Below are 21,625 nucleotides of genomic sequence, written 5' to 3' on the forward strand. Positions count from 1 at the left end.
CTCAGTACATGTTCTTCTTGTAGTCGGTCTGCAGGCCCTTGCGGACCACGCCGGGCACCGAGACCGCCGCACGCAGCAGCGTGGCCTGGGCGCCGCGCTCGCCGCTGTGCCTGACGTGGTCGCGGAAGATCGCCGGCGGGTCCAGCTCGTGTGCGATGGCGGCGGGCGGCCAGTTGTCGAAGCGGCCCAGCGCGGGGCTGCGGGTGTCGTCGAGCACCGCCGGCAGCACCCGCACCGCCAGATGCGGAACGCGTCCATCGACCGCGAGCGCAGTGCGGATCGCCGCGTCGGTGCTGGGGCGGGCGAGCCCTTCGATGCGCACGCAGCGCGCGCTGCCCGGGCGCAGCGCCAGCAGCGCGATCTGCGGCTGCGATAGCAGATTGCCCAGGCTGTCGACGCGGCGATTGCCCGGCCGGTCGGCGAACCACCAGGCATCGCCGTGGGCCTGCAGCAAGGCCCCGGCACGATCGCCGCGCGGGCTGACATCGACGCGGCCTTCGGCATCGGCGGTGGCCAGGACCAGCAGCCGGCAGCTGGCGAGAAACCGCTCGACCGTGTCCGCCGACGCATCCTCGTGCGGGTCCGCGGCACGCCACCAGTCGGCGCGGAGCAGCGCCTTGGCGCAGTGCAGATAGCATTCCTCGACGGCGACGAACAACCGCGCGCCGTCGTCGCCGGCGATGCGGCCGTTGATCCGCAGGGTCTCGCCCAGGCCGGGCACCAGGAACAGCGAACCGACGCCGGCCCCGACCTGGGTGTCCGCCGCGTCCAGCGCCTGCAGCGGAATCGACAGCAGATGCGGGGTGTCGCCGCGCGCGAAGCCGGGCGCGCCGCTGCCGGCGCTCAGCGTCAGCCGCTGGCCGGCAACGCCGGCGAACAGCAAAGGACTGGCGGCGAGCCAGCGCAGTGCGTGCACATCCAGGTGGTCGATCACCTTCATGTCGCGCGGGCCGGGCAGGCGGCCCACGCAGTCCTGCAGCTGTGCCGCGTCGGTGATGAAGTCGGTCATCGCCGCGGCTCCCGCAAGGGAAGGGCGACGTGGTCGAGCGGAGAAGGAGAGAGCATCGCAAGGCACTCCGGTGAACGAGCGGAAGGCTTGCGCGATGGCTGGCGACGCCTGGAACCGTACCACATGCAGCGAAGACGGCGCGTCCGACGACTGCGCGGCCATCTTGGCCATGCAAACGCCGCTACCGGGCACCTCTCATCACTCCGGGATGGTCCTGTAGGAGTGGCTTCGGCCGCGACGGGGGCGGCCCCGGTCGAGCCCGTCGCGGCTGAAGCCGCTCCTACGCAGCAGGCTGTGGCGGATGCAGGTGAGTCGAGGCGCGCTACAGCCGCAGTTCGAACCCGAGATAGGCCGAACGCCCGGGCGCCGGCGAGAACATCGGCTGGTCGTTGCCGCCCCAGAAGAAGCTGTCGTACCAGACGTAGGCGTAGCGGGCGTCGGTGAGGTTCTTGACCTGCAGATCGAGACTTGTGCGCGGGCTGAGCTGATAGCGCACGCTGGCATCGACCACGCGGAAGCCGCCGTACTTGCCCTGGGCGTTGCGCTCGTCGATGTAGTAGTCGCCTTGCGCGCGGGCCTGCACGCCGAACGTCCAGCGCATGTCGGGCCGGTAATCGACGCCGGCGTTGCTGATATAGCGCGGTACCGAGAACACCTCGCGTCCGCGCAGCGATTCGCCCGAGGCGTTGTAGGCGCTGACCACCTTGGCTTCCTGGATCGCGTGCGAGATCCACGCCGTCCAGTGCTCGCCCAGTTGCGTACTCAGTTGCAGGTCCACGCCCTGGCGCCGGGTCTGGCCCAGGCCCACAGTGGTGCCGGAACTGACGTTGTTGGCGACCTCGTCGGTGGCGTCCTGGCGCCACACCGCCACGCGCGCCTCGGTGCCCGCCGTCGGCTGCAGTTTCAGGCCCAGTTCCTTGCCGGTGTTGATCGACGGCCGCACGCCGGGCTGGCCCGGCGTCAGGTAGGCCGGCGCGGTGGAGCCGGTGAGGATCTGGAAGGTGCGGCCCCAGTTGGCATACACGCTCAGCTGCGGGGTCAGGGCGTAGATCACGCTGAGCTTGGGCTGGTCGATCCAGCCATAGCGCTGCAGCGGCGCATGGATGCCGCCCGGCAGCGTGGTGTCGCCGGAGAAGCGGTCGACGCGGAACGCCGGCACGATCTTCAGCGCGTCGGTCGGCTGCAGCACCGCCTGCAGGTACAGGCCGAGGTTGTTCAGCGTGTAGCGGTCGTCGTTCTGCACGCGTGCCGGCGCGCTCCAGAAATCGGTCGGCACCGCGTAGGCGTAGCGTGCACGGCGATAGCGGTTGTCCTGGTGCTCGGCGTTGAGTCCGGCTTCCACGCTCAGCAGGTCGCTGGCCTGCCAGGTGACGGTGCTGAGCAATCCGGTCTGGGTTTCGTCCCATTGCCGGCGCTGCCGCGGCGCGTTGCCGACCGGGTAACTGGTGAAGGTGACCCGGCGTTCTTCGTCGTAGCGGTTGACGTACAGCGTGTTGCGCAGCTGCAGGCCGTCGCCGAGCTTGAAGTCGGCGTGCACGCTGGCCTGGCGCAGGGTGCGGTCGCCGCCGTCGTTGGCATTCTGCGGCGGCGACTGCTCGCGGTCTTCGGCCAGTTGCGCGGCGGTGAGGAAGCCGGGCGCATCGGCCTCAAGATGGTAGGCGCGGGCGATCAGGCCGATGCGCGCGGCGTCGTCGTCCCCGCCGTAGAACCACTTGCCGGCGAGGGTGTACTTGCGCGCGCTGTCGTGCGCCCGGCTGCCGTTGGAGGCCTGCGCGCCGACGAAATAGTTCTGCGCCAGGCCGTCGGCCTCGTGACCGACGGCGTACTGCAGCTCGCGCGTGGCGAAGCTGCCGTAGCTCAGCCGCAGGTCCTGGTAGTCGCCGCCCTGGCGGGTGGCGATGTTGAGGTTGCCGCCGATGTTGTGCAGGCCGTAGCGCGGGTCGTTGGTGCCGCGGACCACCTCGATGTAGGCGATCTCCAGCGGGAAGATCATGTCGGTGAAGCGCTGGTTGCCGCTGTTGGCATCGCTCGGCACGCCATCGATCAGGATCTTGATGCCGTTGAGGTAGCCCTCGCCGTTGAAGGCGCGGAAGGTGGCCTTGCCGGATTCGGCGCCCTGGCGGATCTCGGTGAGCTGCACGCCGGGCATCATGCCCAGCAACTCCCAGCCGTTCATGACCTGCTTGTCGCCGATCTGCTCGCTGCCGAGCACGTCGACCGAACTGAGAATGTTGCGGGTGGACAGCGAGGCGGCGGTCGCGCGCCGCGCCTCCACGGTGCCCAGGGTGGTGGTGGTTTCGGAGGTCAGGGTCTGCGCGGCGGCATGGCCGGCGGCAAGCCCGGCCAACACGGCCAGGGCAAGGGAATCGATCTTCATGGGGCCTGCAAGCAAGTGGGGACAGCGGAGGGCTGGCGGCAACGGCGAGGTTGCGGGGCTTGCTTGTTCGGTACGCTGGGCGTACGTCGCTCCGTGAAGGCGATGTTAAGCGATTTCGCAGGGAAAATCGCGGCTGTCCGCGCCACCTGCCGGCGCGCACCGATGCGCGGGGGAGCGGCATGTGCAGAGGGCCGCTCCCCCGCGCAGGCAGACGCCCTGGCGCGGCCGCGGCGGACCGGGCGTCGCTGGCGCTCGCTACAGCCGCAGTTCGAATCCGAGGTAGGCCGAGCGGCCCGGCGCTGGCGAGAACATCGGCTGGTCGTTGCCGCCCCAGAAGAAGTTGTCGTACCAGACGTAGGCGTAGCGGGCGTCGGTGAGGTTCTTGACCTGCAGGTCGAGGCTTGTGCGCGGGCTGAACTGGTAGCGCACGCTGGCGTCGACCACGCGGAAGCCGCCGTACTTGCCCTGGGCGTTGCGCTCGTCGATGTAGTAGTCGCCCTGCGCGCGCGCCTGCACGCCGAGCTTCCAGCGCGCATCGGGCCGGTAGTCGAGGCCGACGTTGCTGATGTAGCGCGGCGTGGAGAACACCTCGCGCCCGCGCAGCGATTCGCCGGCCGCGGTGTAGGCGCTGACCACCTTGGCTTCCTGGATCGCGTGCGAGATCCACGCCGTCCAGCGTTCGCCCAGTTGCGTGCTCAGTTGCAGGTCCACGCCCTGCCGTCGGGTCTGGCCGAGGCCGACCGTGGTGCCGGTGCTGGGCATGTTGGCCACTTCGTCGGTGGCGTCCTGGCGCCAGACCGCGACCCGCGCCTCGGTGCCGGCGACGGGCTGCAGTTTCAGGCCCAGTTCCTTGCCGGTATTGATCGAGGGCCGGAACGCCGGCTGGCCGGGCGTCAGATACGCCGGCGCGGTGGAGCCGGTGAGGATCTGGAAGGTGCGGCCCCAGTTGGCATACACGCTCAGCTGCGGGGTCAGGGCGTAGATCACGCTGAGCTTGGGTTGGTTGATCCAGCCGTAGCGCTGCAGCGGCGCATGGACGCCGCCCAGCAGCGCGGTCTCGCCGGAGAAGCGGTCGGCGCGGAACGCCGGCACGATCTTCAGCGCATCGGTCGGCTGCAGCACCGCCTGCAGGTACAGGCCGAGATTGTCCAGGCTGTAGCGGTCGTCGTTCTGCACGCGGGCCGGGGCGCGGTCGAAGTCGGTCGGCACGCTGTAGGCGTAGCGCGCGCGGCGGTAGCGGTTGTCCTGGTGCTCGGCGTTGACGCCGGCTTCCACGCTCAGCAGCTCGCTGGCCTGCCAGGTGACGGTGCTGAGCAGGCCGGTCTGGGTCTCGTCCCATTGCCGGCGTTGCCGCGGCGCGTTGCCCACCGGGTAGCTGGTGAAGGTGACGCGGCGGTCGTCCTCATAGCGGTTGACGTACAGCGTGTTGCGCAGGTGCAGGCCGTCGCCGAGCTTGAAGTCGGCATGCACGCTGGCCTGGCGCATGTCGCGGTCGTCGCCGTCGTTGGCGTTCTTCGGCGGCGACTGCTCGCGGTCATCGGCCAGTTCCGTGGCGGTGAGGAAGCCCGGTTCGTCGGCCTCGTGGTGGTAGGCACGGGCGATCAGGCCGATGCGCGCGGCATCGTCGTCTTCGCCGTAGAACCATTTGCCGCCGAGGGTGTACTTGCGCGAGGTGTCGTGCGCGCGATAGCCATGCGCGGCCTGCGCGCCGACGAAATAGTTCTGCGCCAGGCCGTCGGCCTCGTGACCGACGGCGTACTGCAGCTCGCGCGTGGCGAAGCTGCCGTAGCTCAGCCGCAGGTCCTGGTAGTCGCCGCCCTGGCGGGTGGCGATGTTGAGGTTGCCGCCGATGTTGTGCAGGCCGTAGCGCGGATCGTTGGTGCCGCGCACCACCTCGATGTAGGCGATCTCCAGCGGAAAGATCATGTCGATGAAGCGCTGGTTGCCGCTGTTGACGTTGCTCGGCACGCCGTCGATCAGCACCTTGATGCCGTTGATGTAGCCCTCGCCGTTGAAGGCGCGGAAGGTGACCTTGCCGGACTCGGCGCCCTGCCGGGTTTCGGTGAGCTGCATGCCGGGCATCTGCCCGAGCAGCTCCCAGCTGTTCATGACGTTCTTGTCGCCGATCTGTTCGCTGCCGAGTACGTCGACCGAACTGAGGATGTTGCGGGTGGACAGCGAGGCGGCACTGTGGCGCCGCGCTTCCACGGTGCCGAGGGTGGTGGTGGTGTCGGTCGACGTCTGCGCGGCGCCGTCGCCGGCCGCGAGCCCGGCCAGCACGGCGAGGGCATGGGTGTAGGTCTTCATGGTGTCTGCAGGCAAAGGGGGCGGGAGGCTGGCGGCAGCGGCGGGGCTGCAGGCGAGCGGGTGGTGCGCGGTCCGATCCACGAACCCGGCTCCAGTGAAGTAATGTTATATCATTTCGTTAAGGAAATGTCGGAATCGCCACTCGGCCGGTGCGAGCGGCGCCGGCCTCCGCCGTGCGGCGGCAGGGAATCTTCTTGCCGCGAGGGCGTGGGAGCGCAGGGACGTGGCGGGGCCGGGCGTGGCGGCCCCGCGGCCGTTCAGGCCGGTTGCCGCGCGACCTGGAAGCCGGCGAAGGACTGCGTCACCGGCATGATTTCCAGCCGATTGATGTTCAGATGCGGCGGCAGCGTCGCCACCCAGAAGATCTGCTCGGCGATGTCCTCGGCGGTCATCGGCTGCGCGCCCTGGTAGAGCGTGTCCGAGGCCTTCTGGTCGCCATGGGTGCGGACCAGGGTGAACTCGGTCTCGGCCATGCCCGGTTCGATCGCGGTCACGCGCACGCCGGTGCCGTGCAGGTCCGAGCGCAGGCCCAGCGAGAACTGGCTGACGAAGGCCTTGGTGCCGCCGTAGGTGTTGCCGCCGGGGTAGGGATACAGCGCGGCGACCGAGCTGATGTTGATGATCGCGCCGCGGCGCTGGATCAGCGTCGGCAGCAGGCGATGGGTCAGCGTCACCAGTGCGGTGATGTTGGTGTCGATCATCGTGCGCCAGTCGTCCAGCTGCGCGGCCTGCGCCGGCGCGGTGCCTTGCGCCAGGCCGGCGTTGTTGACCAGCAGGTCGATGCCGCGGAACGCCTCGGGCAGCGCCGCCAGCATCGCGTCCAGCGCCGCGGTGTCGCGGATGTCGAAGGCGGCGATGTGCACGCGCTCGGCGCCGAAGGCGTCCAGTAGCGGCTGCAGGCGCTCGGCGCGGCGGCCGGTGGCGATCACGCGCCAGCCGGCGTCGACGAAGCGGCGCACGGCGGCAGCGCCGAAACCGGAGGTGGCGCCGGTGATCAGGGCAGTCTGGGTCATTGGGGGGCCGGGAATCGGGAGGGGGAATCGGGAATGGTAAAAGCAAATGCGGCGGCAGGGTGTCGACACCGCCTTGCGCTCGCGGCGAATCACCGCATGCGCGCGATCACGGCCGCTGCGGCGGCGTCGCGCACGCCCCCCACGCGCGGTCCCGCACCCGCACGCCTCACGGAACGGGCGAGCACTCGCTCTTCCCATTCCCGAATCCCGATTCCCGGCGCTACTGCGCCCTGCTCGCGATCACGGGCAGCACAGCGCCGGTGACCTGCAGCGCCCTGGCAAGGCGGCGCAGCGCAACGTCAGCGGCGACGCCGCATGCATGCACGCGAAGGCAAAAGCGGCACGGATCCCGCTTCTCCCATTCCCGACTCCCGATTCCCGACTCCCAGCCTCACTGCGCCTTGATCGCGATCGCCGACAGCCCGCTGCCGTTCAACTTCTGCTTGGCCTCGGCCAGTTCGCTGGCGGTGCCATAGGGCCCCATGCGCACGCGGTAGACGGTCTTGCCACTGATCTGCGCCGATTCCACGCGTGCCGACAGGCCCAGCATCGCCAGCTTGGCCTTGGTCGACTCGGCGTCGCCGGAGGCGCCGAACGAGCCGGCCTGCAGGATGTAGCGCGCGGTGTCGGGCGCGGCCGCCGCGGCTGCAGCGGCCGGGGCGGTGGTCGCGACCGGCGTTGCCGTGGCGGCCGCAGGCTTGGCGGCGGCCGCGGCGGCGCTGGTGCCGGCGACCGCGCTCGGCGTTTCCGGCAGCGGGGTCGGATTGGCCGCGGTCGCGGTCGGCGCGGCCGTGGCCGCTGCCGGCGTGGTGCCGGTCGCGGCGGCAGTCGCACCCGCCGCGGCCTGCGCCTTGGCCTGGCGGGCCGCTTCCGCGCGCGCGCTGGCGGCCAGTTCGGCGTCGGACATCTGCACTTCCTTGCCGGGCAGCAGGGTGTAGAAGTCGTACTGGGTCTGCGCGTCCTTCTTCGCCTCCGGCTTGGTGCTGCCGGCCGCGTTGGCGGCGGGCTTGGGCAGGTCCGGGGCCGCATCGACGTCGGCATCGGCCACCGGCGCCGGTTGCGCGTCCGGATTGGCGCGCGGGCCGCTGACCCGCAGGAAGTCGCCGTCCTTCTTGAACAGGCCCGGCGCGCCGAGGAACACCACCGCGGCGATCGCCGCGCCGGCGATCAGCCACACCCACCCGGGCGTGCCGTTGCCGGTGTTGCGTCGGGCCTGGGTCTTACCGCGTCGTGCTGCCATTTACCGCTTCTCCACTCACATTTTTTCCGGGGCCGAAACGCCCAGGAGATTCAGACCGTTCGCCAGCACCTGCTGCGCCGCCACCGCCAGGGTCAGCTTGGCGTTGCGCTCGCCGGCGTCGTCCACCAGCACCGGCGTGCCGTGGTACCAGGTGTGGAAGGCCGTGGCCAGTTCGCGCAGGTATTGCGCGATCAGGTGCGGCTCCAGCGCATGCCCCGCATTCTCCACCACTTCCGGGTAGCGCGAGAGTTCCTGCATCAGTTCCAGCGAGGTCGCGTCGTTCAGCCGGTTCAGTTGCGCCTGGCCATCGGCCTGGTCGTAGTCCAGCTTCTTCTCCTGCGCCTGGCGCAGCAGGCTGCACACGCGGGCATGCGCATACTGCACGTAGAACACCGGATTGTCGTTGCTCTGCTGGCGGGCCAGGTCGATGTCGAAGGTGAGCTGCGAATCGGGCTTGCGCGCGATCAGGAACCAGCGCGTGGCGTCACGGCCGGCTTCCTCGATCAGGTCGCGCAGGGTCAGGTAGCTGCCGGCGCGCTTGGACAGCTTCACTTCCTCGCCGCCGCGCATCACCGTCACCATCTGGTGCAGCACGTACTCCGGCCAGCCCTTGGGGATGCCCAGGTCCATCGCCTGCAGGCCGGCGCGCACCCGCGCCAGCGAGCCGTGGTGGTCGGCGCCCAGTTCGGTGATGGCGCGCACGTAGCCGCGCTGCCACTTGCTCAGGTGGTAGGCCACGTCCGGCACGAAGTAGGTGTAGGTGCCGTCGGACTTGCGCATCACCCGGTCCTTGTCGTCGCCGAAATCGGTGGATTTCAGCCACAGTGCGCCGCCGTCCTCGTAGGTGTGGCCGGAGGCGATCAGCTTCTGCACCGCCTCCTCGACCTTGCCGTCGCGGTACAGCGAGCTTTCCAGGAAGTAGATGTCGAAATCCACGCCGAACGCGGCCAGGTCGTGGTTCTGCTCGTTGCGCAGGTAGGCCACGGCGAAGCGGCGGATCGCGTCCAGGTCCTGCGGATCCCTGGCGCCGGTGACCACGTGGCCCTCCAGGTCCACCGCGGCGCCGGCCAGGTAGGCGTCGGCCACGTCCTGGATGTAGTCGCCGCGGTAGCCTTCCTCCGGCCAGTCCGGGCTGTCCGGGGTCTTGCCCTGGGCGCGCGCCTGCACCGAGCGGGCCAGATTCTCGATCTGGTTGCCGCCGTCGTTGTAGTAGAACTCGCGCTTGGCGTTCCAGCCGTTGGCCTCGAGCAGGCGCGCCAGGCAGTCGCCGATGGCCGCGGCGCGGCCGTGGCCGACGTGCAGCGGCCCGGTCGGGTTGGCCGAGACGTACTCCACGCCCACGGTGCGGCCGTTGCCGACCAGGCTGCGGCCGTAGTCCTCGCCCTGCTTGAGCACCGTCAGCACCTCGCGCTGGTAGGCGCCGGGGCCGAGGTGGAAATTGATGAAGCCGGGGCCGGCGATCTCGACCTGGCTCACGTCGTCGTTGGCCGGCAGCGCGTCCACCAGCTGCTGGGCGAGGGCGCGCGGACTGGTGCGCGCGGCCTTGGCCAGCAGCATCGCCGCGTTGGTGGCGAAGTCGCCGTGCTCGCGGGTCTTGGGCCGCTCGACCACGAAGTCCGGCGGCAGGGTGTCGGCCGGCAGGGTGCCATTGGCGCGCAAGGCTTCGATGCCTTGACCGATCAGGGCGCGGAGTTGGGATTTCACGAGATCTCTGCTTGAAGCGCGGAACCGGCGATTTTACCCGACCCGCCGCCTCCCGGCCCGTCCCGGGTTCAGCCCGACCTCAGCCGTGCGCCGCGCCGGCTCCGGGGCCCGCGGCGCCTGCGCCTGCGCGGGCCGGGGCCGGCCCTGCCGGGACCGGCGCCCCCCCGGCACGGCCCGCCATGCGCACCCGTTCAGGCCCAGCCGCGCGAGGCCATCGACACCGGCACGCCGTCGCCGACGATGAAGTGGTCGAGCAGGCGCACGTCGATCAGGTCCAGCGCCTGTTTCAGCCGCTGGGTGACCGCGCGGTCGGCGGGCGAGGGTTCCGGGTTTCCGGACGGATGGTTGTGGCCGATGATCACCGCCGCGGCGTTGAGCGTGAGCGCGCGCCGGACCACCTCGCGCGGGTGCACCTCGGCGCCGTCCAGGGTGCCCTGGAACAGTTCCTCGAAGGCCAGCCAGCGGTGCCGGGTGTCCAGGAACAAGGCGGCGAACACCTCGTACGGCCGCGACCGCAGGCGTTGCGCGAAGTAGCGGCCGGCGGTGATCGGGTTGCTGAGGGTGTCGCCGCGCTGCAGTTCCGCGGCCAGGTGGCGCTGGCCCAGTTCCAGCGCCGCCGACAGCTGGCAGGCCCGCGCCGGCCCCAGCCCGGGCAGGCGCACCAGGTCGCCGGGCGACAGGTCCAGCAGGGTGCGCAGCGGCCCGTGCCGGTGCAGCAGCTCGCGCGAGGTGCGCACCGCGTCGCTGCCGGGCAGGCCGGAGCCGAGGAAGATCGCCAGCAGTTCGGCGTCGGACAGGGCCCGGGGACCGCGCGCCAGCAGTTTTTCCCGGGGACGTTCTTCGCAGGGCCAGTCGGAGATGTGCATATCGCCAGGGTGCCGGCCGACATGGCACAACGGTATCAGGCCGCCAAAAGCCATCGGGTAAGCTAATCGTCCTTGTATGGGTAGGACATTCCCGACGTGACCCCGATTTTCGAGAGGCCCCTGCAGGGGCGACGTGTGCTGTTGTGCGTCGGCGGGGGAATCGCCGCCTACAAGGCGCTGGAACTGGTGCGGCGCCTGCGCGAGGCCGGCGCCGAAGTGCAGGTGGCGATGACCGCCGGCGCGCAGCAGTTCGTCACTCCGCTGAGCTTCCAGGCGCTGTCCGGCCAGCTCACCCGCACCACGCTGTGGGACAGCGGGGCGGAGCAGGCGATGGGCCACCTGGAGCTGGCCCGCTGGGCCGAGCAGGTGGTGGTGGCGCCGGCCACCGCCGACCTGCTGGCGCGGCTGGCCCATGGGCTGGCCGACGATCTGGTGGGCACGCTGTGCCTGGCCAGCACCGCGCCGCTGACGCTGTGCCCGGCGATGAACCACCGCATGTGGCTGCACCCGGCCACCCAGGCCAACATCGCCACCCTGCGCGCGCGCGGCGCACAGGTGGTCGGCCCGAACGACGGGCCGCTGGCCGAAGGCGAGTCCGGCCCCGGCCGCCTGGCCGAACCCGAGCAGATCGTCGCCGCGCTGGCGGGCGGTGCGAGCCAGGGCGCCACGCCGACCGCCGCCGCCGTCCCGTCGCGTTCCGGCACCGGCACCGGCGTCTTGCGCGGGCTGCGCGTGGTGATCAGCGCCGGCCCCACCTACGAAGACCTGGATCCGGTGCGCTACCTGGGCAACCGCAGCAGCGGCAAGATGGGCTACGCGCTGGCCGCGGCCGCGGCCCGGCAGGGCGCCGAGGTGGTGCTGGTCAGCGGCCCGGTGCATTTGTCTACGCCCGACGGCGTGCAGCGCATCGACGTGCGCTCGGCCGCGCAGATGCGCGAGGCGGTGCTCGGCGCGCTGCCGGCGGACGTCTACATCGGCACCGCCGCGGTCGCCGATTACACGCCCAAACACGTGGCGGCGCAGAAGATCAAGAAGAGCGGCGAGACCCTGACCCTGGAGCTGACCCGGACCCCGGACATCCTGGCCGAGGTCGCCGCGCAGACCCAGGCGCTGAAGCTGGTGGTCGGCTTCGCCGCCGAGACCCACGACATCGAGCGCTACGCCCGTGGCAAACTCGCCGACAAGCACCTGGACCTGATCGTGGCCAACCGGGTGGGGGTGGCCGGCAATGGCTTCGAGAGCGACCAGAACGCGGCCACCGCCTATTGGCAGGACGGCGAACGCGACTTCCCGGCGGTCTCCAAGACGCAGCTGGCCGAACAATTGCTGGACCTGATCGCGCAGAGGCTGCACGCATGAGCACTCCCACGCCCTATCCGCTGCAGGTCAAGCTGCTCGATCCGCGCTTCGGCGACAGCTGGCCGCTGCCCGACTACGCCACCGAAGCCAGCGCCGGGCTCGACCTGCGCGCGGCCACCGAGGCGCCGCTGACCCTGGCCCCGGGAGACACCGCGCTGATTCCCAGCGGCCTGTCCATCTACATTGCCGATCCGCAGCTGTGCGCGGTGGTGCTGCCGCGCTCTGGCCTGGGCCACCGCCACGGCATCGTGCTCGGCAACGGCACCGGCCTGATCGATGCCGATTACCAGGGACCGCTGCTGATCAGCGTCTGGAACCGCGGCCGCGAGGACTTCACCATCGCCCCCGGCGATCGCATCGCGCAACTGGTGGTGATGCCGGTTGTGCGCGTCGCCCTGCAGGTGGTGGATACTTTCGCCGACAGCGCCAGGGGATCGGGTGGATTCGGCCATACCGGAGTGCGCTGACAGGGGATCGTCTGCATGAGCGAGGCAACACAAGCGCGGTCGGTGCCGCACGGTTTGCGCAAGGTGGCGCCTCTGCTGACGGTGCTGCTGGTGCTGTTGGTCGTCTGGTTCGGTTGGAGCGGGGTCGAGCAATGGCGGGCCGAGCAGGCCGCCGCCACGCTGGAGCAGGCCCGCGATGCGGCGGTGGCGCAGACCCAGCAGGCGCTGGCGGGCGTGGGCAAACGCCTGTCCGAGCGCCTGCAGCAGCCGGCCGTGCAGGCGGCCCTGCGCCGTGGCGACGCCGCGGCCGCCGCCCAGTCGCTGCGTGCGGACTGGCCGCAGGCCGAGGATGCGCAGGTGCTGCCGGCCGACCTGGAGCCGGGCTACGCCGATGCGCCGCGCTTCGGCTACGGCCGCCTGGCGTTGCTGGAGCAGGCCCTGCTGACCGACAAGCTCGCCAGCGCGGTGATCCGCGACGGCGGCGGCCCGCGCCTGGGGCTGGCCGCGCCGGTGTCGCTGGGCGATAACGCCGGGGTGGTCTACCTGCGCCTGCCGCTGGCGCTGCTGACCGACCCGGTCGCGCAGGCGTCGGTGCCCGGCACCGGCTACCTGGCCCTGCGCCAGGGCAACTACGACGTGGTTGCCGCTGGCAATACTGCGCTGCACGACCGCGCCGACGCGCTGTCGCGCCCGGTCGGCGACAGCGGCCTGCGCATGGTCGCCTCGCTGCCGGATACCGAAGCCGGTCCGCTGGGGCTGGACGCGCTGCCCTGCCTGCTGGTCGCCGGCCTGTGCGCGGTGCTGGGCGCGCTGCTGTTGCTGGCCGCGCGCGGGCGCCTGCCACAGCCGCGGGTGCGTCGCGCCGGCGCGGCGGCCGTCGAAGAGCACACCTTGCAGCAGAGCCTGCAACGCCAGGAGCCGCCCCCGCCGCCGCCACCGGCCACCGAGGAGGCCGCGCCGCCCAGGCCGGTGCCGACGTTCACGGTGGCGCCGGGGATCTTCCGCGCCTACGACATCCGCGGCGTGGTCGGCCGCGACCTCAGCCCGCAGGTCGCGGCGCTGATCGGCCAGGCGATCGGCGCGGTGATGCAGGAGCAGGGGCTCAACGAGGTGGTGGTCGGCCGCGATGGCCGCCTGTCCGGGCCGGAGCTATCGGCCGCGCTGATCGAAGGCCTGCGCCGCGCCGGCTGCCATGTCACCGACATCGGCCTGGCGCCGACCCCGGTGGTGTACTTCGCCGCCTACCACCTGCGCGCCGGCAGTTGCGTGGCGGTGACCGGCAGCCACAACCCGGCCGACTACAACGGCTTCAAGATCGTGGTCGGCGGCGAGACCCTGTCCGGCGCGGCCATCGCCGACCTGCATGCGCGGATCAGCGCCGGCCGCCTGCCGGTGGCCGACGAACCGGGCCGGCTGCAGCAGCGCGACGTCGGCGACGACTACATCCAGCGCATCGCCGACGACGTGCAGCTGGACCGCCCGCTCAAGGTCGTGGCCGATGCCGGCAACGGCGTCGGCGGCGAACTGGCGCCGCGGCTGCTGGAGGCGATCGGCGCCGAGGTCGTGCCGCTGTACTGCGATGTCGACGGCACCTTCCCCAACCACCATCCCGACCCCAGCGAGCCGCACAACCTGGAGGACCTGGTGCAGACCGTGCGGCGCTTCGACGCCGACCTGGGCGTGGCCTTCGACGGCGACGCCGACCGCCTCGGCGTGGTCACCAAGGACGGCGCGGTGATCTATCCGGACCGCCTGCTGATGCTGTTCGCCGCCGACGTGCTGCAACGCAATCCCGGCGCGCTGGTGATCTACGACGTCAAGTGCACCGGCAAGCTGTCCGACTACGTGCTGCGCAACGGCGGCAGCCCGCTGGTGTGGAAGACCGGGCACTCGCTGATCAAGGCGAAGATGCGCGAGACCGACGCCGAACTGGCCGGCGAGATGAGCGGCCATTTCTTCTTCAAGGAACGTTGGTACGGCTTCGACGATGGCCTGTACGCGGCGGCGCGGCTGCTGGAGATCCTGGCCCAGCGCGAGGAGGCGCCCTCGGAGGTGCTGGCCGAACTGCCCGAGAGCGTGGCCACGCCGGAGATCAAGCTGCCGGTGGACGGGCAGGACGCGCATGCGCTGGTCGCCGACCTGGTCGCCCAGGCGCAGCAGGAGGACTCGCCGTTCGCCGGCGCGCGGCTGCTGACCATCGACGGCCTGCGCGCCGATTTCCCCGATGGCTGGGGCCTGGTGCGCGCCTCCAACACCACGCCGGTGCTGGTGCTGCGCTTCGAGGCCGACACGGCGGCGGCGCTGGAACGGATCAAGGCGCTGTTCCGCGCCCAGTTGCAGGCGCTGCTGCCGGGCCTGGCGCCGACCTTCTGAGGGGGCTCACGCGCCCGGCCTCGGCCAGGCGCGGGGCTGCGCGCCGGCTCAGCCGCCGGCGGTGGTCGCCGCCGCTGCCGGGCCGGCGCCCCTGGCCGCGCGGTAGCGCTGCAGCGCGTCCTCGATCTCCTGATCCAGGCCCAGCCGCTGCTGCTCGAAGTTCTTCTGCATGCGCAACTGCCACAGCAAGGCGCGATGCCGCTGCTGCACGTCGTCGGTGGTCTTGGCCGGCACGCTCTGCCCGGCCAGCTCGCGCGCGCCGGCGCTGGCGAGCAGGCCGACCAGGCCCTGGCGCAGGCTGTCGACGTTGTAGCGGGCGGTGTTGATGTTGTTGTCGATGATGCCGATGCGCTCGGCGAACACCCGGCGCAGCTCGTCCTCGGTCTGGTACGACAGCAGCATCGCCTGGTCGGTGCGCTTGCGGGTCTCCAGCGCGGCCTGGTCGGCGCGCTGCTGCGCGGCATCGGCGGCGGCTGTGGCGCGTTCCTCGGCGTTCAGCGCACGCCCGACAGCGGCGCTGCGCATGCCGCTGCTGGCGTTGAACTCGTCGCGTGCCTGGTTCACCGCCTCCGGCGGCAGCGCGTCGCTGCAGGTGCGCTGCCCGCCCTGGTTCCAGCAATACAGCTTCTTGGACGGGGCCGGCGCCTGCTGCGCGGCGGCCGGCACGGCCAGCAGCGCCGGCAGGACGCGATTGCGTGACGGGATCGGCATCGTGGCAGCCCCCTGCTGTCAGCCAGACGAAGCGCAACCGTAGCGGGCGCGGTAGGCCAGCAGCGGTTCGCGGAAGCCGACAAGGTCTGCGTTTCCGTCGATGAATGCAAGCAGGTCGCCCAGATGCGCGACCGAGACCACAGGAACGCCGGCCTCGGCGGCCACCGCCTGCGCCGCCGAGCGGCGGTCGTGCTCGGCGGCGATCTCCTGGCGGTCCAGCGCGACCAGGATCGCGGCCGGCTCGCCGCCGGCGGCACGGATGATGCCCAGCGCCTCGCGGATCGCGGTGCCGGCGGTGATCACGTCGTCCACGATCAGCACCCGGCGGCCGGCCAGCGGCGCGCCGATCAGGCTGCCGCCTTCGCCGTGCGCCTTGGCCTCCTTGCGGTTGAACGCCAGCGGCAGGTCGCGCCCGCGCCGCGCGTACTCGCAGGCCACCGCCGTGGCCAGCGGAATGCCCTTGTAGGCCGGGCCGAACAGCAGGTCGAAGTCGAGCCCGGCCGCGTCGGCGGCATCGGCGTAGCACGCCGCCAGCCGCGCCATGCTGGCGCCGGAGTCGAAGCGCCCGGCATTGAAGAAGTACGGGCTGAGGCGCCCGGACTTCAGCGTGAACTCGCCGAAGCGCAGCGCCTCCGCGTCCAGGGCCAGTTGCAGGAAACGTTGCCGGTAGTCGGTCATTGGGAGCCGGGAATGGGGAAAGGGGAATAGGGAATCGGCAAAGCGTACCCCAGCAGGACCGCGAAGGCGGAACACCCGCTATGCTTTTCACCATTCCCTATTCCCCTTTCCCCATTCCCGGCTCCCCCATGCGCATCATCAGCTTCAACGCCAACGGCCTGCGGTCGGCCGCCACCAAGGGCTTTTTCGAGTGGTTCACCACCCAGCAGGCGGATGTGCTGTGCGTGCAGGAGACCAAGGCGCAGGAGCATCAGCTGGCCGGGCCGGCGTTCCTGCCGGACGGTTACCGGGCTTGGTTCCGCGACGCCAGCACCAAGAAGGGCTATAGCGGCGTGGCCATCTACAGCAAGCGTGAACCGGACGAGGTACGCACCGCGCTGGGCTGGTCCGAGTTCGACGAGGAAGGCCGCTACCTCGAGGCGCGCTTCGGCAACCTGAGCGTGGTGTCCTTCTACATCCCCTCCGGCTCCTCCGGCGAGCTGCGCCAGGGCTACAAGTTCCAGGTCATGGACTGGCTGCGGCCGATCCTGGTCGAATGGCTGCACAGCGGCCGCGACTACGTGCTGTGCGGCGACTGGAACATCGTGCGCTCGGCGCTGGACATCAAGAACTGGAAGTCGAACCAGAAGAACTCCGGCTGCCTGCCGGCCGAGCGCGACTGGCTCAACGGCCTGTGCGCCGACCGTGCCGAGGATGCCGACCCGGCCAGCGGTCGCGGCTGGGTCGACGCCTACCGCGCGCTGCATCCGGAGGGCCAGGACTACACCTGGTGGAGCAACCGCGGCGCGGCGCGGGCCAACGACGTGGGTTGGCGCATCGACTATCAGTTCGTCACCCCGACCCTGCGCGAGCGCCTGCAGGGCTGTTCCATCTACACCGCCCAGCGTTTCTCCGACCATGCGCCGTTCACGGTGGATTACACGCCATGAGCGAGGTCGCCAAGCCGCGCCGGTCCTGGCAACAGGTGCTGGCCAATCTGCGCGAGCCCAAGGTGCTGGCCATGCTGTTGCTGGGCTTCAGTTCCGGCCTGCCGCTGTACCTGGTCGGCAACACGCTCGGCTTCTGGATGCGTAAGGAAGGCGCTGAATTGAGCACGATCGGCTTCCTGTCCTGGGCGGGGCTGGCCTACTCGATGAAGTTCCTGTGGGCCCCGATCGTCGACAAGACCGACGTGCCGCTGCTGGGGTGGCTCGGGCGCCGACGCGGCTGGATGCTGCTGTCGCAGGTGGTGGTGGCGGTGGGCCTAGTCGGTATGGCGCTGATCCAGCCCAAAGGCGGCAGCCTGCTGTTCTTCGGCGTGGCTTGGGAACACATCGCCGTGTTCGGGGCGATGGCGGTCGTGGTCGCCTTCGCCTCCTCGACCCAGGATATCGTGATCGACGCCTGGCGCATCGAGATCGCCGACAACAGCGAGCAACTGGGCCTTCTGACCTCATCGTCGGCACTGGGCTACCGCTCCGCGCTGCTGGTCACCGACGCCTTGATCCTGATGGTCGCCGCGCGGGTCGGCTGGCAGGTTTCCTACGAGGTGATGGCGGCGCTGATGGCCGTGGGCGTGGTTGCGGTGCTGATGGCGCGTGAACCGGCGCGCGAGGTGGCCGCGGTGCAGGCGCAGACGGCGCGGCTGTGGACGCCGCGCGGCCTGTTCGACGCGGTGATAGGTCCGTTCGTGGCGTTCTTTCACGAGCATCGCAGCGCCGCGATCCTGATGTTGCTGGCAATCAGCGTCTACCGCCTGGCGGATTTCGTGATGGGCCCCATGGCCAACCCGTTCTACGTCGACATCGGCCTGTCCGAAGACGTCGTCGGTGCCGTCCGCGGGTCGGTGGGCTTGGTGGCGACGTTCATCGGCATCGCCGCTGCTGGCTTGGTGTCGGTGCGCTGGGGGGTACTGGCGGCGTTGCTGGTCGGCGCGGTGCTGGGCCCATGTTCGAATCTCGCGTTTGCCTGGCTGGCCTACGATGGCGCCGACCTGTCGCGCTTCGCCACCGCGATGGCAATCGACAACTTCGCCAACGGCTTCGCCGGGACGGCGTTGATCGCCTATATGTCCAGCCTGACTAGCATCGGCTACACCGCTACCCAGTATGCTCTGCTCAGTTCGTTCTACGCCATGCCCGGCAAGGCGCTGAAAGGCTTTTCCGGCTGGTGCGTGCAGACCCTGGCGCAGGGACGCACGTTGCTGGAAGGCTATGCGTTGTTCTTCATCGGGACCGCGCTGATGGCGATCCCCGTGGTGATCCTGTGTGCGTTGTTGATCGTACATCAGCGCCGTCGCGCCATCGCCGCGCCGTCTTGATCGGGGGCCGATGGCCTTGTCGGATGGACGAATTGCGAGCCCGTGTGCCCGCCATCGACCGCCGCGGTCGACGTCTCGATTGAAAGCCTGCCTGCAGGCACGGATGATGGACCGCGGCGCACGGGTGCGCCGCCGCCCGGGAGTCCGCATGAGCGACCTTGTGTTGCGCGATATCGACCCGTTCCTGCTCGAGCGCATCCGCCGCATCGCCGTCGCGCGCGGCTGGACCCAGCGCCAGGCGGTGCTGGCGCTGATCGAACAGGGCCTGTTCTCCGGCGAGCACGACGTGCGCAGCGGGTTCGAGCACCGCGAGGCGGATGCGCTGTCGGAGGCGATCGCGGCCTTGCGCGCGCTGCCGGCCGGCAGCGGCTTCTGAGGCCCGGCGCCGCGCTCAGGCCGGGTGGATCGCGCCGAGGATGCGCGGCCCGCGCGCGCCGCTGACCGACGGCAGGTTGCCCGGTAGCCCGGCCAGCGTCTGCCGCGCCAGCCAGGCGAAACCCATCGCTTCGATGTAGTCCGGGTCCAGGCCCTGCGCCTGGGTCGATTGCACCTGCACGCCCGGCAGCCGCGCCTGTAGCCGCGTCAGCAACAGCGGGTTGTGCACGCCGCCGCCGCACACCAGCAACTGCCGCGTCGCCGGCTGCTGCGCCAGCAGCGCATCGGCGACGGTCGCCACGGTCAGTTCCAGCAGCGTCGCCTGCACCGCCGCCGGCGCAGGCGCCTGCGTCTCCAGGCAAGCCTCCAGCCAGCGCAAGTGGAACTGCTCGCGCCCGGTGCTCTTCGGCGGCGGCAGCGCGAACCATGGATCGGCCAGCAGGCGCTGCAGCAGGCCGGCGTCGACCGCGCCGCTGGCGGCGAACGCGCCGCCGGCATCGTAGGGCTGGCCGCGATGGCGCTGGCACCAGGCATCGAGCAGCGCGTTGGCCGGGCCGGTGTCGAAGCCGCGCACGGCACCGTGCGCCGGCAGCAGGGTCAGGTTGCCGATGCCGCCGAGATTGAGCACGGCCCGATCCTCGTGCGCGGCGCCCAGCATCGCCGCGTGGAAGGCCGGCATCAGCGGCGCGCCATGGCCGCCGGCGGCGACGTCGCGGCGGCGGAAATCGCAGACCGTGGCGATGCCGGTCAGCTCGGCGATGCGGTTGCCGTCGCCGAGTTGCCAGGTGAAGGCGGGATCGGCCAGCGGGCGGTGGCGCACGGTCTGCCCGTGCGAGCCAATCGCGCGGACCGCGGCCGGCGCCACGCCGGCGGCGTCGAGCAGGCGCAGGGCAGCATCGGCGAAGGCGATCGCGACCTCGGCATCGAGCTGCCCCAGCGCATCCAGCGAGGCGATGTCGCCGCCTTCGCCCAGCGCGATCAGCGCCGCGCGCTGCTGTGGTGCCCAGGCATAGGTGCGGCCCAGCTGTAGGTGCGGGCGTCCGTCATGGCCGAAGCGCACCAGCGCGGCATCGATGCCGTCGGCGCTGGTGCCGGACATCAGGCCCAGGAACAGGGCGTCGTCGGGAACGGCGGAAGGCGAGGGCATGCAGGGCACCAGGCGGCGGTCGGCGCCGCAGCGTGGGCCAGGCGCCGTCGCCCGTCAATGCGCGGTGCGGCGGAAGCGGTCGCCGGCGCTCAGCCGGCGTCGTGCGAGGCGGCGGCCTTGGACGAGGCGACGACCTTCTTCTTCTTCGCCGCCGGCTCGCCGGCATCGGCGTAGATCAGCTTCTCCACGCGCTGGATGCGCGCCAGCGCCGGCGAGGTCTGTGCGCGGAACGCGGCCAGCTCGGCGCCGGCCAGCGGGGTCGGCGGCGGCATCGTCACCGAGGCCGGATTGCGCTGCACCCCGTCCACGCGGAATTCGTAGTGCAGGTGCGGGCCGGTGGCCATGCCGGTCATGCCCACGTAGCCGATCACCGTGCCCTGGTTGATGCGCTGGCCGGCCTTGATCCCGCCGAAGCGCGACATGTGCCCGTACAGCGTGCTGTAGCCCTTGCCGTGGTCCAGGATCACCACGTTGCCGTAGCCGCGCTGGGTGCCGACGAACTGCACCCGCGCATCGCCGGCGGCCATGATCGGGGTGCCGGTCGGCGCCGCGTAGTCGATGCCCTTGTGCATGCGCATGGTGCCCAGCACCGGGTGCTTGCGCGCGCCGAAGGTGGAGCTGATGCGGCTGTAGGACACCGGCATGCGGATGAAGCTCTTCTTCAGCGGCCGCCCGGTCACGTCGAAATACTCGGCCGGCTTGCCGCTGCGCTCGAAGCGGAAGCCGCTGTAGGTCTTGCCGCGGGTGGTGAAGGTCGCCGCCAGGATCTTGCCGGTGTCGATGCGCTCGCCTTCGCGCCAGGTCTCGTCCATGACCACGCTGAAGCGGTCGCCCGGCTGCAAGTCCTTGTCGAAGTCGATGTCGTACTTGAAGATCTCGTCGGTCATCGTCGCGATCGCCGACGGCGACAGCCCGGCCTTGCGCGCGGCCACGTACAGCGAACTGGTGATCTCGCCGCTGGTGACCACGGTGCGCGTGCTGGTCTCGCGCTCGATCACCTTCTCCTTGATGTCGTCGCCCGACAGCGACAGCTCCACCCGGTGGGTGGCATCGCGGTCGAAGCGCAGGGCGCGCAGGTCGCCCGTCGTCGCCAGGTCGAAGCCGATCTCGGCGCCCGGGCGCAGCTTGGTCAGCGCGTCGTGGGTGCCCGGATGGTCCAGCACCCGCTGCATCACCGTGGCGGGGATGCCGAGCTTCTCGAACACCGAGCCCAGGGTCTGCCCGGACTCGATCCGCACCACCTGCCAGTTGTCGGTGATGGCAGCCTGCTGTTGCTGCGCCAGCGAGATCGGCGGCAACGGCAACGCCAGCGTCGCCTGCGTGGTCTGCAGCGGCACGTCGATGGCGTTGGAGAAGCCGGGGACGATGGTGGCGACCATCGCGCCGATGGTGGCGAACAGGCTGGCGTGGATCCAGTGGCGGCGCGTCCAGCGGCCGGCGGGAAGGTGTTCCTTCAACTTGCGATGCAGCGCAGTGTCGTGGAGAACGTGAAGGCGTTGCTGGAACCGCTGCCGGCGCGCGCGTTCCTGATCACTGTTGGGCATCAAGGCTTCCTCACGAGCCCGAAGCGCGAGCTCAAAACTCGGCTACCATAAACATCGTTCTACAGCGCGTCAAACCATTGAGCCGGCTCGAATTTTCACTTGGCTGCATGGTTAACTCGCTCTTAACGCCATTCATCTTGCTTGACGCCATTGGCCGGAGTTCCTGTTTTGTCCACG

At 70.6% G+C, this 21,625-nt stretch carries 18 protein-coding genes (1 of these 18 running past the window's edge); 7 read left to right on the forward strand and 11 right to left on the reverse strand.

Features of this window, described 5'->3' with window-relative positions; translation table 11 throughout:
• Nucleotide 1: 1 nt before the first annotated feature.
• The 7 genes from AC1PME_RS02110 to radC form a co-directional block, all read right to left on the reverse strand.
• Complete coding sequence (locus AC1PME_RS02110; protein ID WP_481097158.1) at nucleotides 2-1,009, reverse strand: pyridoxamine 5'-phosphate oxidase family protein; 1,008 nt, start codon at nucleotides 1,007-1,009, stop codon at nucleotides 2-4.
• A 322-nt stretch (nucleotides 1,010-1,331) separates the two neighbouring features.
• Nucleotides 1,332-3,386: a TonB-dependent receptor gene (locus AC1PME_RS02115; protein ID WP_481097159.1), complete on the reverse strand. Its 2,055-nt coding sequence runs from the start codon at nucleotides 3,384-3,386 to the stop codon at nucleotides 1,332-1,334.
• A 255-nt stretch (nucleotides 3,387-3,641) separates the two neighbouring features.
• A complete protein-coding gene (locus tag AC1PME_RS02120; protein ID WP_481097160.1) occupies nucleotides 3,642-5,693 on the reverse strand; it encodes a TonB-dependent receptor in 2,052 nt (683 codons plus the stop codon).
• 257 nt (nucleotides 5,694-5,950) lie between these two features.
• Nucleotides 5,951-6,706, reverse strand: a complete 756-nt coding sequence (locus AC1PME_RS02125; RefSeq protein WP_254460065.1) for an SDR family NAD(P)-dependent oxidoreductase — start codon at nucleotides 6,704-6,706, stop codon at nucleotides 5,951-5,953.
• 391 nt (nucleotides 6,707-7,097) lie between these two features.
• Complete coding sequence (locus AC1PME_RS02130; RefSeq protein WP_481097161.1) at nucleotides 7,098-7,946, reverse strand: SPOR domain-containing protein; 849 nt, start codon at nucleotides 7,944-7,946, stop codon at nucleotides 7,098-7,100.
• 15 nt (nucleotides 7,947-7,961) lie between these two features.
• Nucleotides 7,962-9,650 (reverse strand): arginine--tRNA ligase, encoded by a 1,689-nt coding sequence (gene argS / locus AC1PME_RS02135; RefSeq protein WP_481097162.1) that lies wholly within the window; start codon nucleotides 9,648-9,650, stop codon nucleotides 7,962-7,964.
• Between the two features lie 191 nt (nucleotides 9,651-9,841).
• Complete coding sequence (gene radC / locus AC1PME_RS02140) at nucleotides 9,842-10,516, reverse strand: RadC family protein (protein ID WP_254460068.1); 675 nt, start codon at nucleotides 10,514-10,516, stop codon at nucleotides 9,842-9,844.
• Nucleotides 10,517-10,612: 96 nt separating this feature from the next.
• On the opposite strand from radC, the gene coaBC reads away from it, so the two are divergent.
• From coaBC to AC1PME_RS02155, 3 genes are read left to right on the forward strand one after another with little or no spacing between them, the layout of a single operon-like run.
• The gene (gene coaBC, locus AC1PME_RS02145; protein ID WP_481097163.1) at nucleotides 10,613-11,875 is read left to right on the forward strand and encodes a bifunctional phosphopantothenoylcysteine decarboxylase/phosphopantothenate--cysteine ligase CoaBC; all 1,263 of its coding nucleotides are present in this window, start codon (nucleotides 10,613-10,615) and stop codon (nucleotides 11,873-11,875) included.
• Nucleotides 11,872-12,342, forward strand: a complete 471-nt coding sequence (gene dut / locus AC1PME_RS02150) for a dUTP diphosphatase (RefSeq protein WP_254460070.1) — start codon at nucleotides 11,872-11,874, stop codon at nucleotides 12,340-12,342. The genes coaBC and dut overlap by 4 nt, the downstream gene beginning before the upstream one ends.
• 15 nt (nucleotides 12,343-12,357) lie before the next feature.
• Complete coding sequence (locus AC1PME_RS02155; protein WP_481097164.1) at nucleotides 12,358-14,694, forward strand: phosphomannomutase/phosphoglucomutase; 2,337 nt, start codon at nucleotides 12,358-12,360, stop codon at nucleotides 14,692-14,694.
• 48 nt (nucleotides 14,695-14,742) lie between these two features.
• Here AC1PME_RS02155 and AC1PME_RS02160 read toward each other — a convergent pair whose 3' ends face one another.
• Nucleotides 14,743-15,405, reverse strand: coding sequence for a hypothetical protein (locus AC1PME_RS02160; protein ID WP_481097165.1), 663 nt, complete (start codon nucleotides 15,403-15,405; stop codon nucleotides 14,743-14,745).
• 18 nt (nucleotides 15,406-15,423) lie between these two features.
• Nucleotides 15,424-16,083 (reverse strand): orotate phosphoribosyltransferase, encoded by a 660-nt coding sequence (pyrE, locus tag AC1PME_RS02165; RefSeq protein WP_254460073.1) that lies wholly within the window; start codon nucleotides 16,081-16,083, stop codon nucleotides 15,424-15,426.
• 128 nt (nucleotides 16,084-16,211) lie between these two features.
• Here pyrE and AC1PME_RS02170 point away from each other — a divergent pair, with 128 nt between their 5' ends.
• The 3 genes from AC1PME_RS02170 to AC1PME_RS02180 all read left to right on the forward strand — a co-directional run bounded on the left by AC1PME_RS02170 (nucleotide 16,212) and on the right by AC1PME_RS02180 (nucleotide 18,758).
• On the forward strand, nucleotides 16,212-17,012 hold the full coding sequence (locus tag AC1PME_RS02170) for an exodeoxyribonuclease III (RefSeq protein WP_481097166.1): 801 nt from the start codon (nucleotides 16,212-16,214) through the stop codon (nucleotides 17,010-17,012).
• Entirely contained in the window at nucleotides 17,009-18,382 is a 1,374-nt protein-coding gene (locus AC1PME_RS02175; RefSeq protein ID WP_307548072.1) for an AmpG family muropeptide MFS transporter, read from the forward strand. The genes AC1PME_RS02170 and AC1PME_RS02175 overlap by 4 nt, the downstream gene beginning before the upstream one ends.
• 148 nt (nucleotides 18,383-18,530) lie before the next feature.
• Nucleotides 18,531-18,758, forward strand: coding sequence for a hypothetical protein (locus tag AC1PME_RS02180; RefSeq protein ID WP_481097167.1), 228 nt, complete (start codon nucleotides 18,531-18,533; stop codon nucleotides 18,756-18,758).
• Between the two features lie 15 nt (nucleotides 18,759-18,773).
• On the opposite strand, the gene AC1PME_RS02185 is transcribed toward AC1PME_RS02180, so the two are convergent.
• Nucleotides 18,774-19,904 carry an anhydro-N-acetylmuramic acid kinase gene (locus tag AC1PME_RS02185; RefSeq protein WP_307548077.1) on the reverse strand — a complete coding sequence of 377 codons (1,131 nt, stop codon included), beginning with the start codon at nucleotides 19,902-19,904 and terminating at the stop codon, nucleotides 18,774-18,776.
• 89 nt (nucleotides 19,905-19,993) lie between these two features.
• Nucleotides 19,994-21,448 (reverse strand): peptidoglycan DD-metalloendopeptidase family protein, encoded by a 1,455-nt coding sequence (locus tag AC1PME_RS02190; RefSeq protein WP_307548079.1) that lies wholly within the window; start codon nucleotides 21,446-21,448, stop codon nucleotides 19,994-19,996.
• A gap of 168 nt (nucleotides 21,449-21,616) precedes the next feature.
• On the opposite strand from AC1PME_RS02190, the gene tyrS reads away from it, so the two are divergent.
• On the forward strand, nucleotides 21,617-21,625 hold the start of the coding sequence (gene tyrS, locus AC1PME_RS02195; protein ID WP_481097168.1) for a tyrosine--tRNA ligase. Its footprint extends 1,203 nt past the window's final position; the window shows 9 of its 1,212 coding nt (coding positions 1-9); its start codon is at nucleotides 21,617-21,619; its stop codon lies beyond the right edge, outside the window.

The organism is Xanthomonas sp. NCPPB 901 (assembly GCF_056725085.1).

What these genes read in the sequence shown, in the direction of transcription:
- AC1PME_RS02110 (WP_481097158.1), bottom strand. Translation starts at nt 1,009, where the DNA reads ATGACCGACTTCATCACCGACGCGGCACAGCTGCAGGACTGCGTGGGC.
- AC1PME_RS02115 (WP_481097159.1), bottom strand. Translation starts at nt 3,386, where the DNA reads ATGAAGATCGATTCCCTTGCCCTGGCCGTGTTGGCCGGGCTTGCCGCC.
- AC1PME_RS02120 (WP_481097160.1), bottom strand. Translation starts at nt 5,693, where the DNA reads ATGAAGACCTACACCCATGCCCTCGCCGTGCTGGCCGGGCTCGCGGCC.
- AC1PME_RS02125 (WP_254460065.1), bottom strand. Translation starts at nt 6,706, where the DNA reads ATGACCCAGACTGCCCTGATCACCGGCGCCACCTCCGGTTTCGGCGCT.
- AC1PME_RS02130 (WP_481097161.1), bottom strand. Translation starts at nt 7,946, where the DNA reads ATGGCAGCACGACGCGGTAAGACCCAGGCCCGACGCAACACCGGCAAC.
- radC (WP_254460068.1), bottom strand. Translation starts at nt 10,516, where the DNA reads ATGCACATCTCCGACTGGCCCTGCGAAGAACGTCCCCGGGAAAAACTG.
- dut (WP_254460070.1), top strand. Translation starts at nt 11,872, where the DNA reads ATGAGCACTCCCACGCCCTATCCGCTGCAGGTCAAGCTGCTCGATCCG.
- AC1PME_RS02155 (WP_481097164.1), top strand. Translation starts at nt 12,358, where the DNA reads ATGAGCGAGGCAACACAAGCGCGGTCGGTGCCGCACGGTTTGCGCAAG.
- AC1PME_RS02160 (WP_481097165.1), bottom strand. Translation starts at nt 15,405, where the DNA reads ATGCCGATCCCGTCACGCAATCGCGTCCTGCCGGCGCTGCTGGCCGTG.
- pyrE (WP_254460073.1), bottom strand. Translation starts at nt 16,083, where the DNA reads ATGACCGACTACCGGCAACGTTTCCTGCAACTGGCCCTGGACGCGGAG.
- AC1PME_RS02170 (WP_481097166.1), top strand. Translation starts at nt 16,212, where the DNA reads ATGCGCATCATCAGCTTCAACGCCAACGGCCTGCGGTCGGCCGCCACC.
- AC1PME_RS02175 (WP_307548072.1), top strand. Translation starts at nt 17,009, where the DNA reads ATGAGCGAGGTCGCCAAGCCGCGCCGGTCCTGGCAACAGGTGCTGGCC.
- AC1PME_RS02180 (WP_481097167.1), top strand. Translation starts at nt 18,531, where the DNA reads ATGAGCGACCTTGTGTTGCGCGATATCGACCCGTTCCTGCTCGAGCGC.
- AC1PME_RS02185 (WP_307548077.1), bottom strand. Translation starts at nt 19,904, where the DNA reads ATGCCCTCGCCTTCCGCCGTTCCCGACGACGCCCTGTTCCTGGGCCTG.
- AC1PME_RS02190 (WP_307548079.1), bottom strand. Translation starts at nt 21,448, where the DNA reads ATGCCCAACAGTGATCAGGAACGCGCGCGCCGGCAGCGGTTCCAGCAA.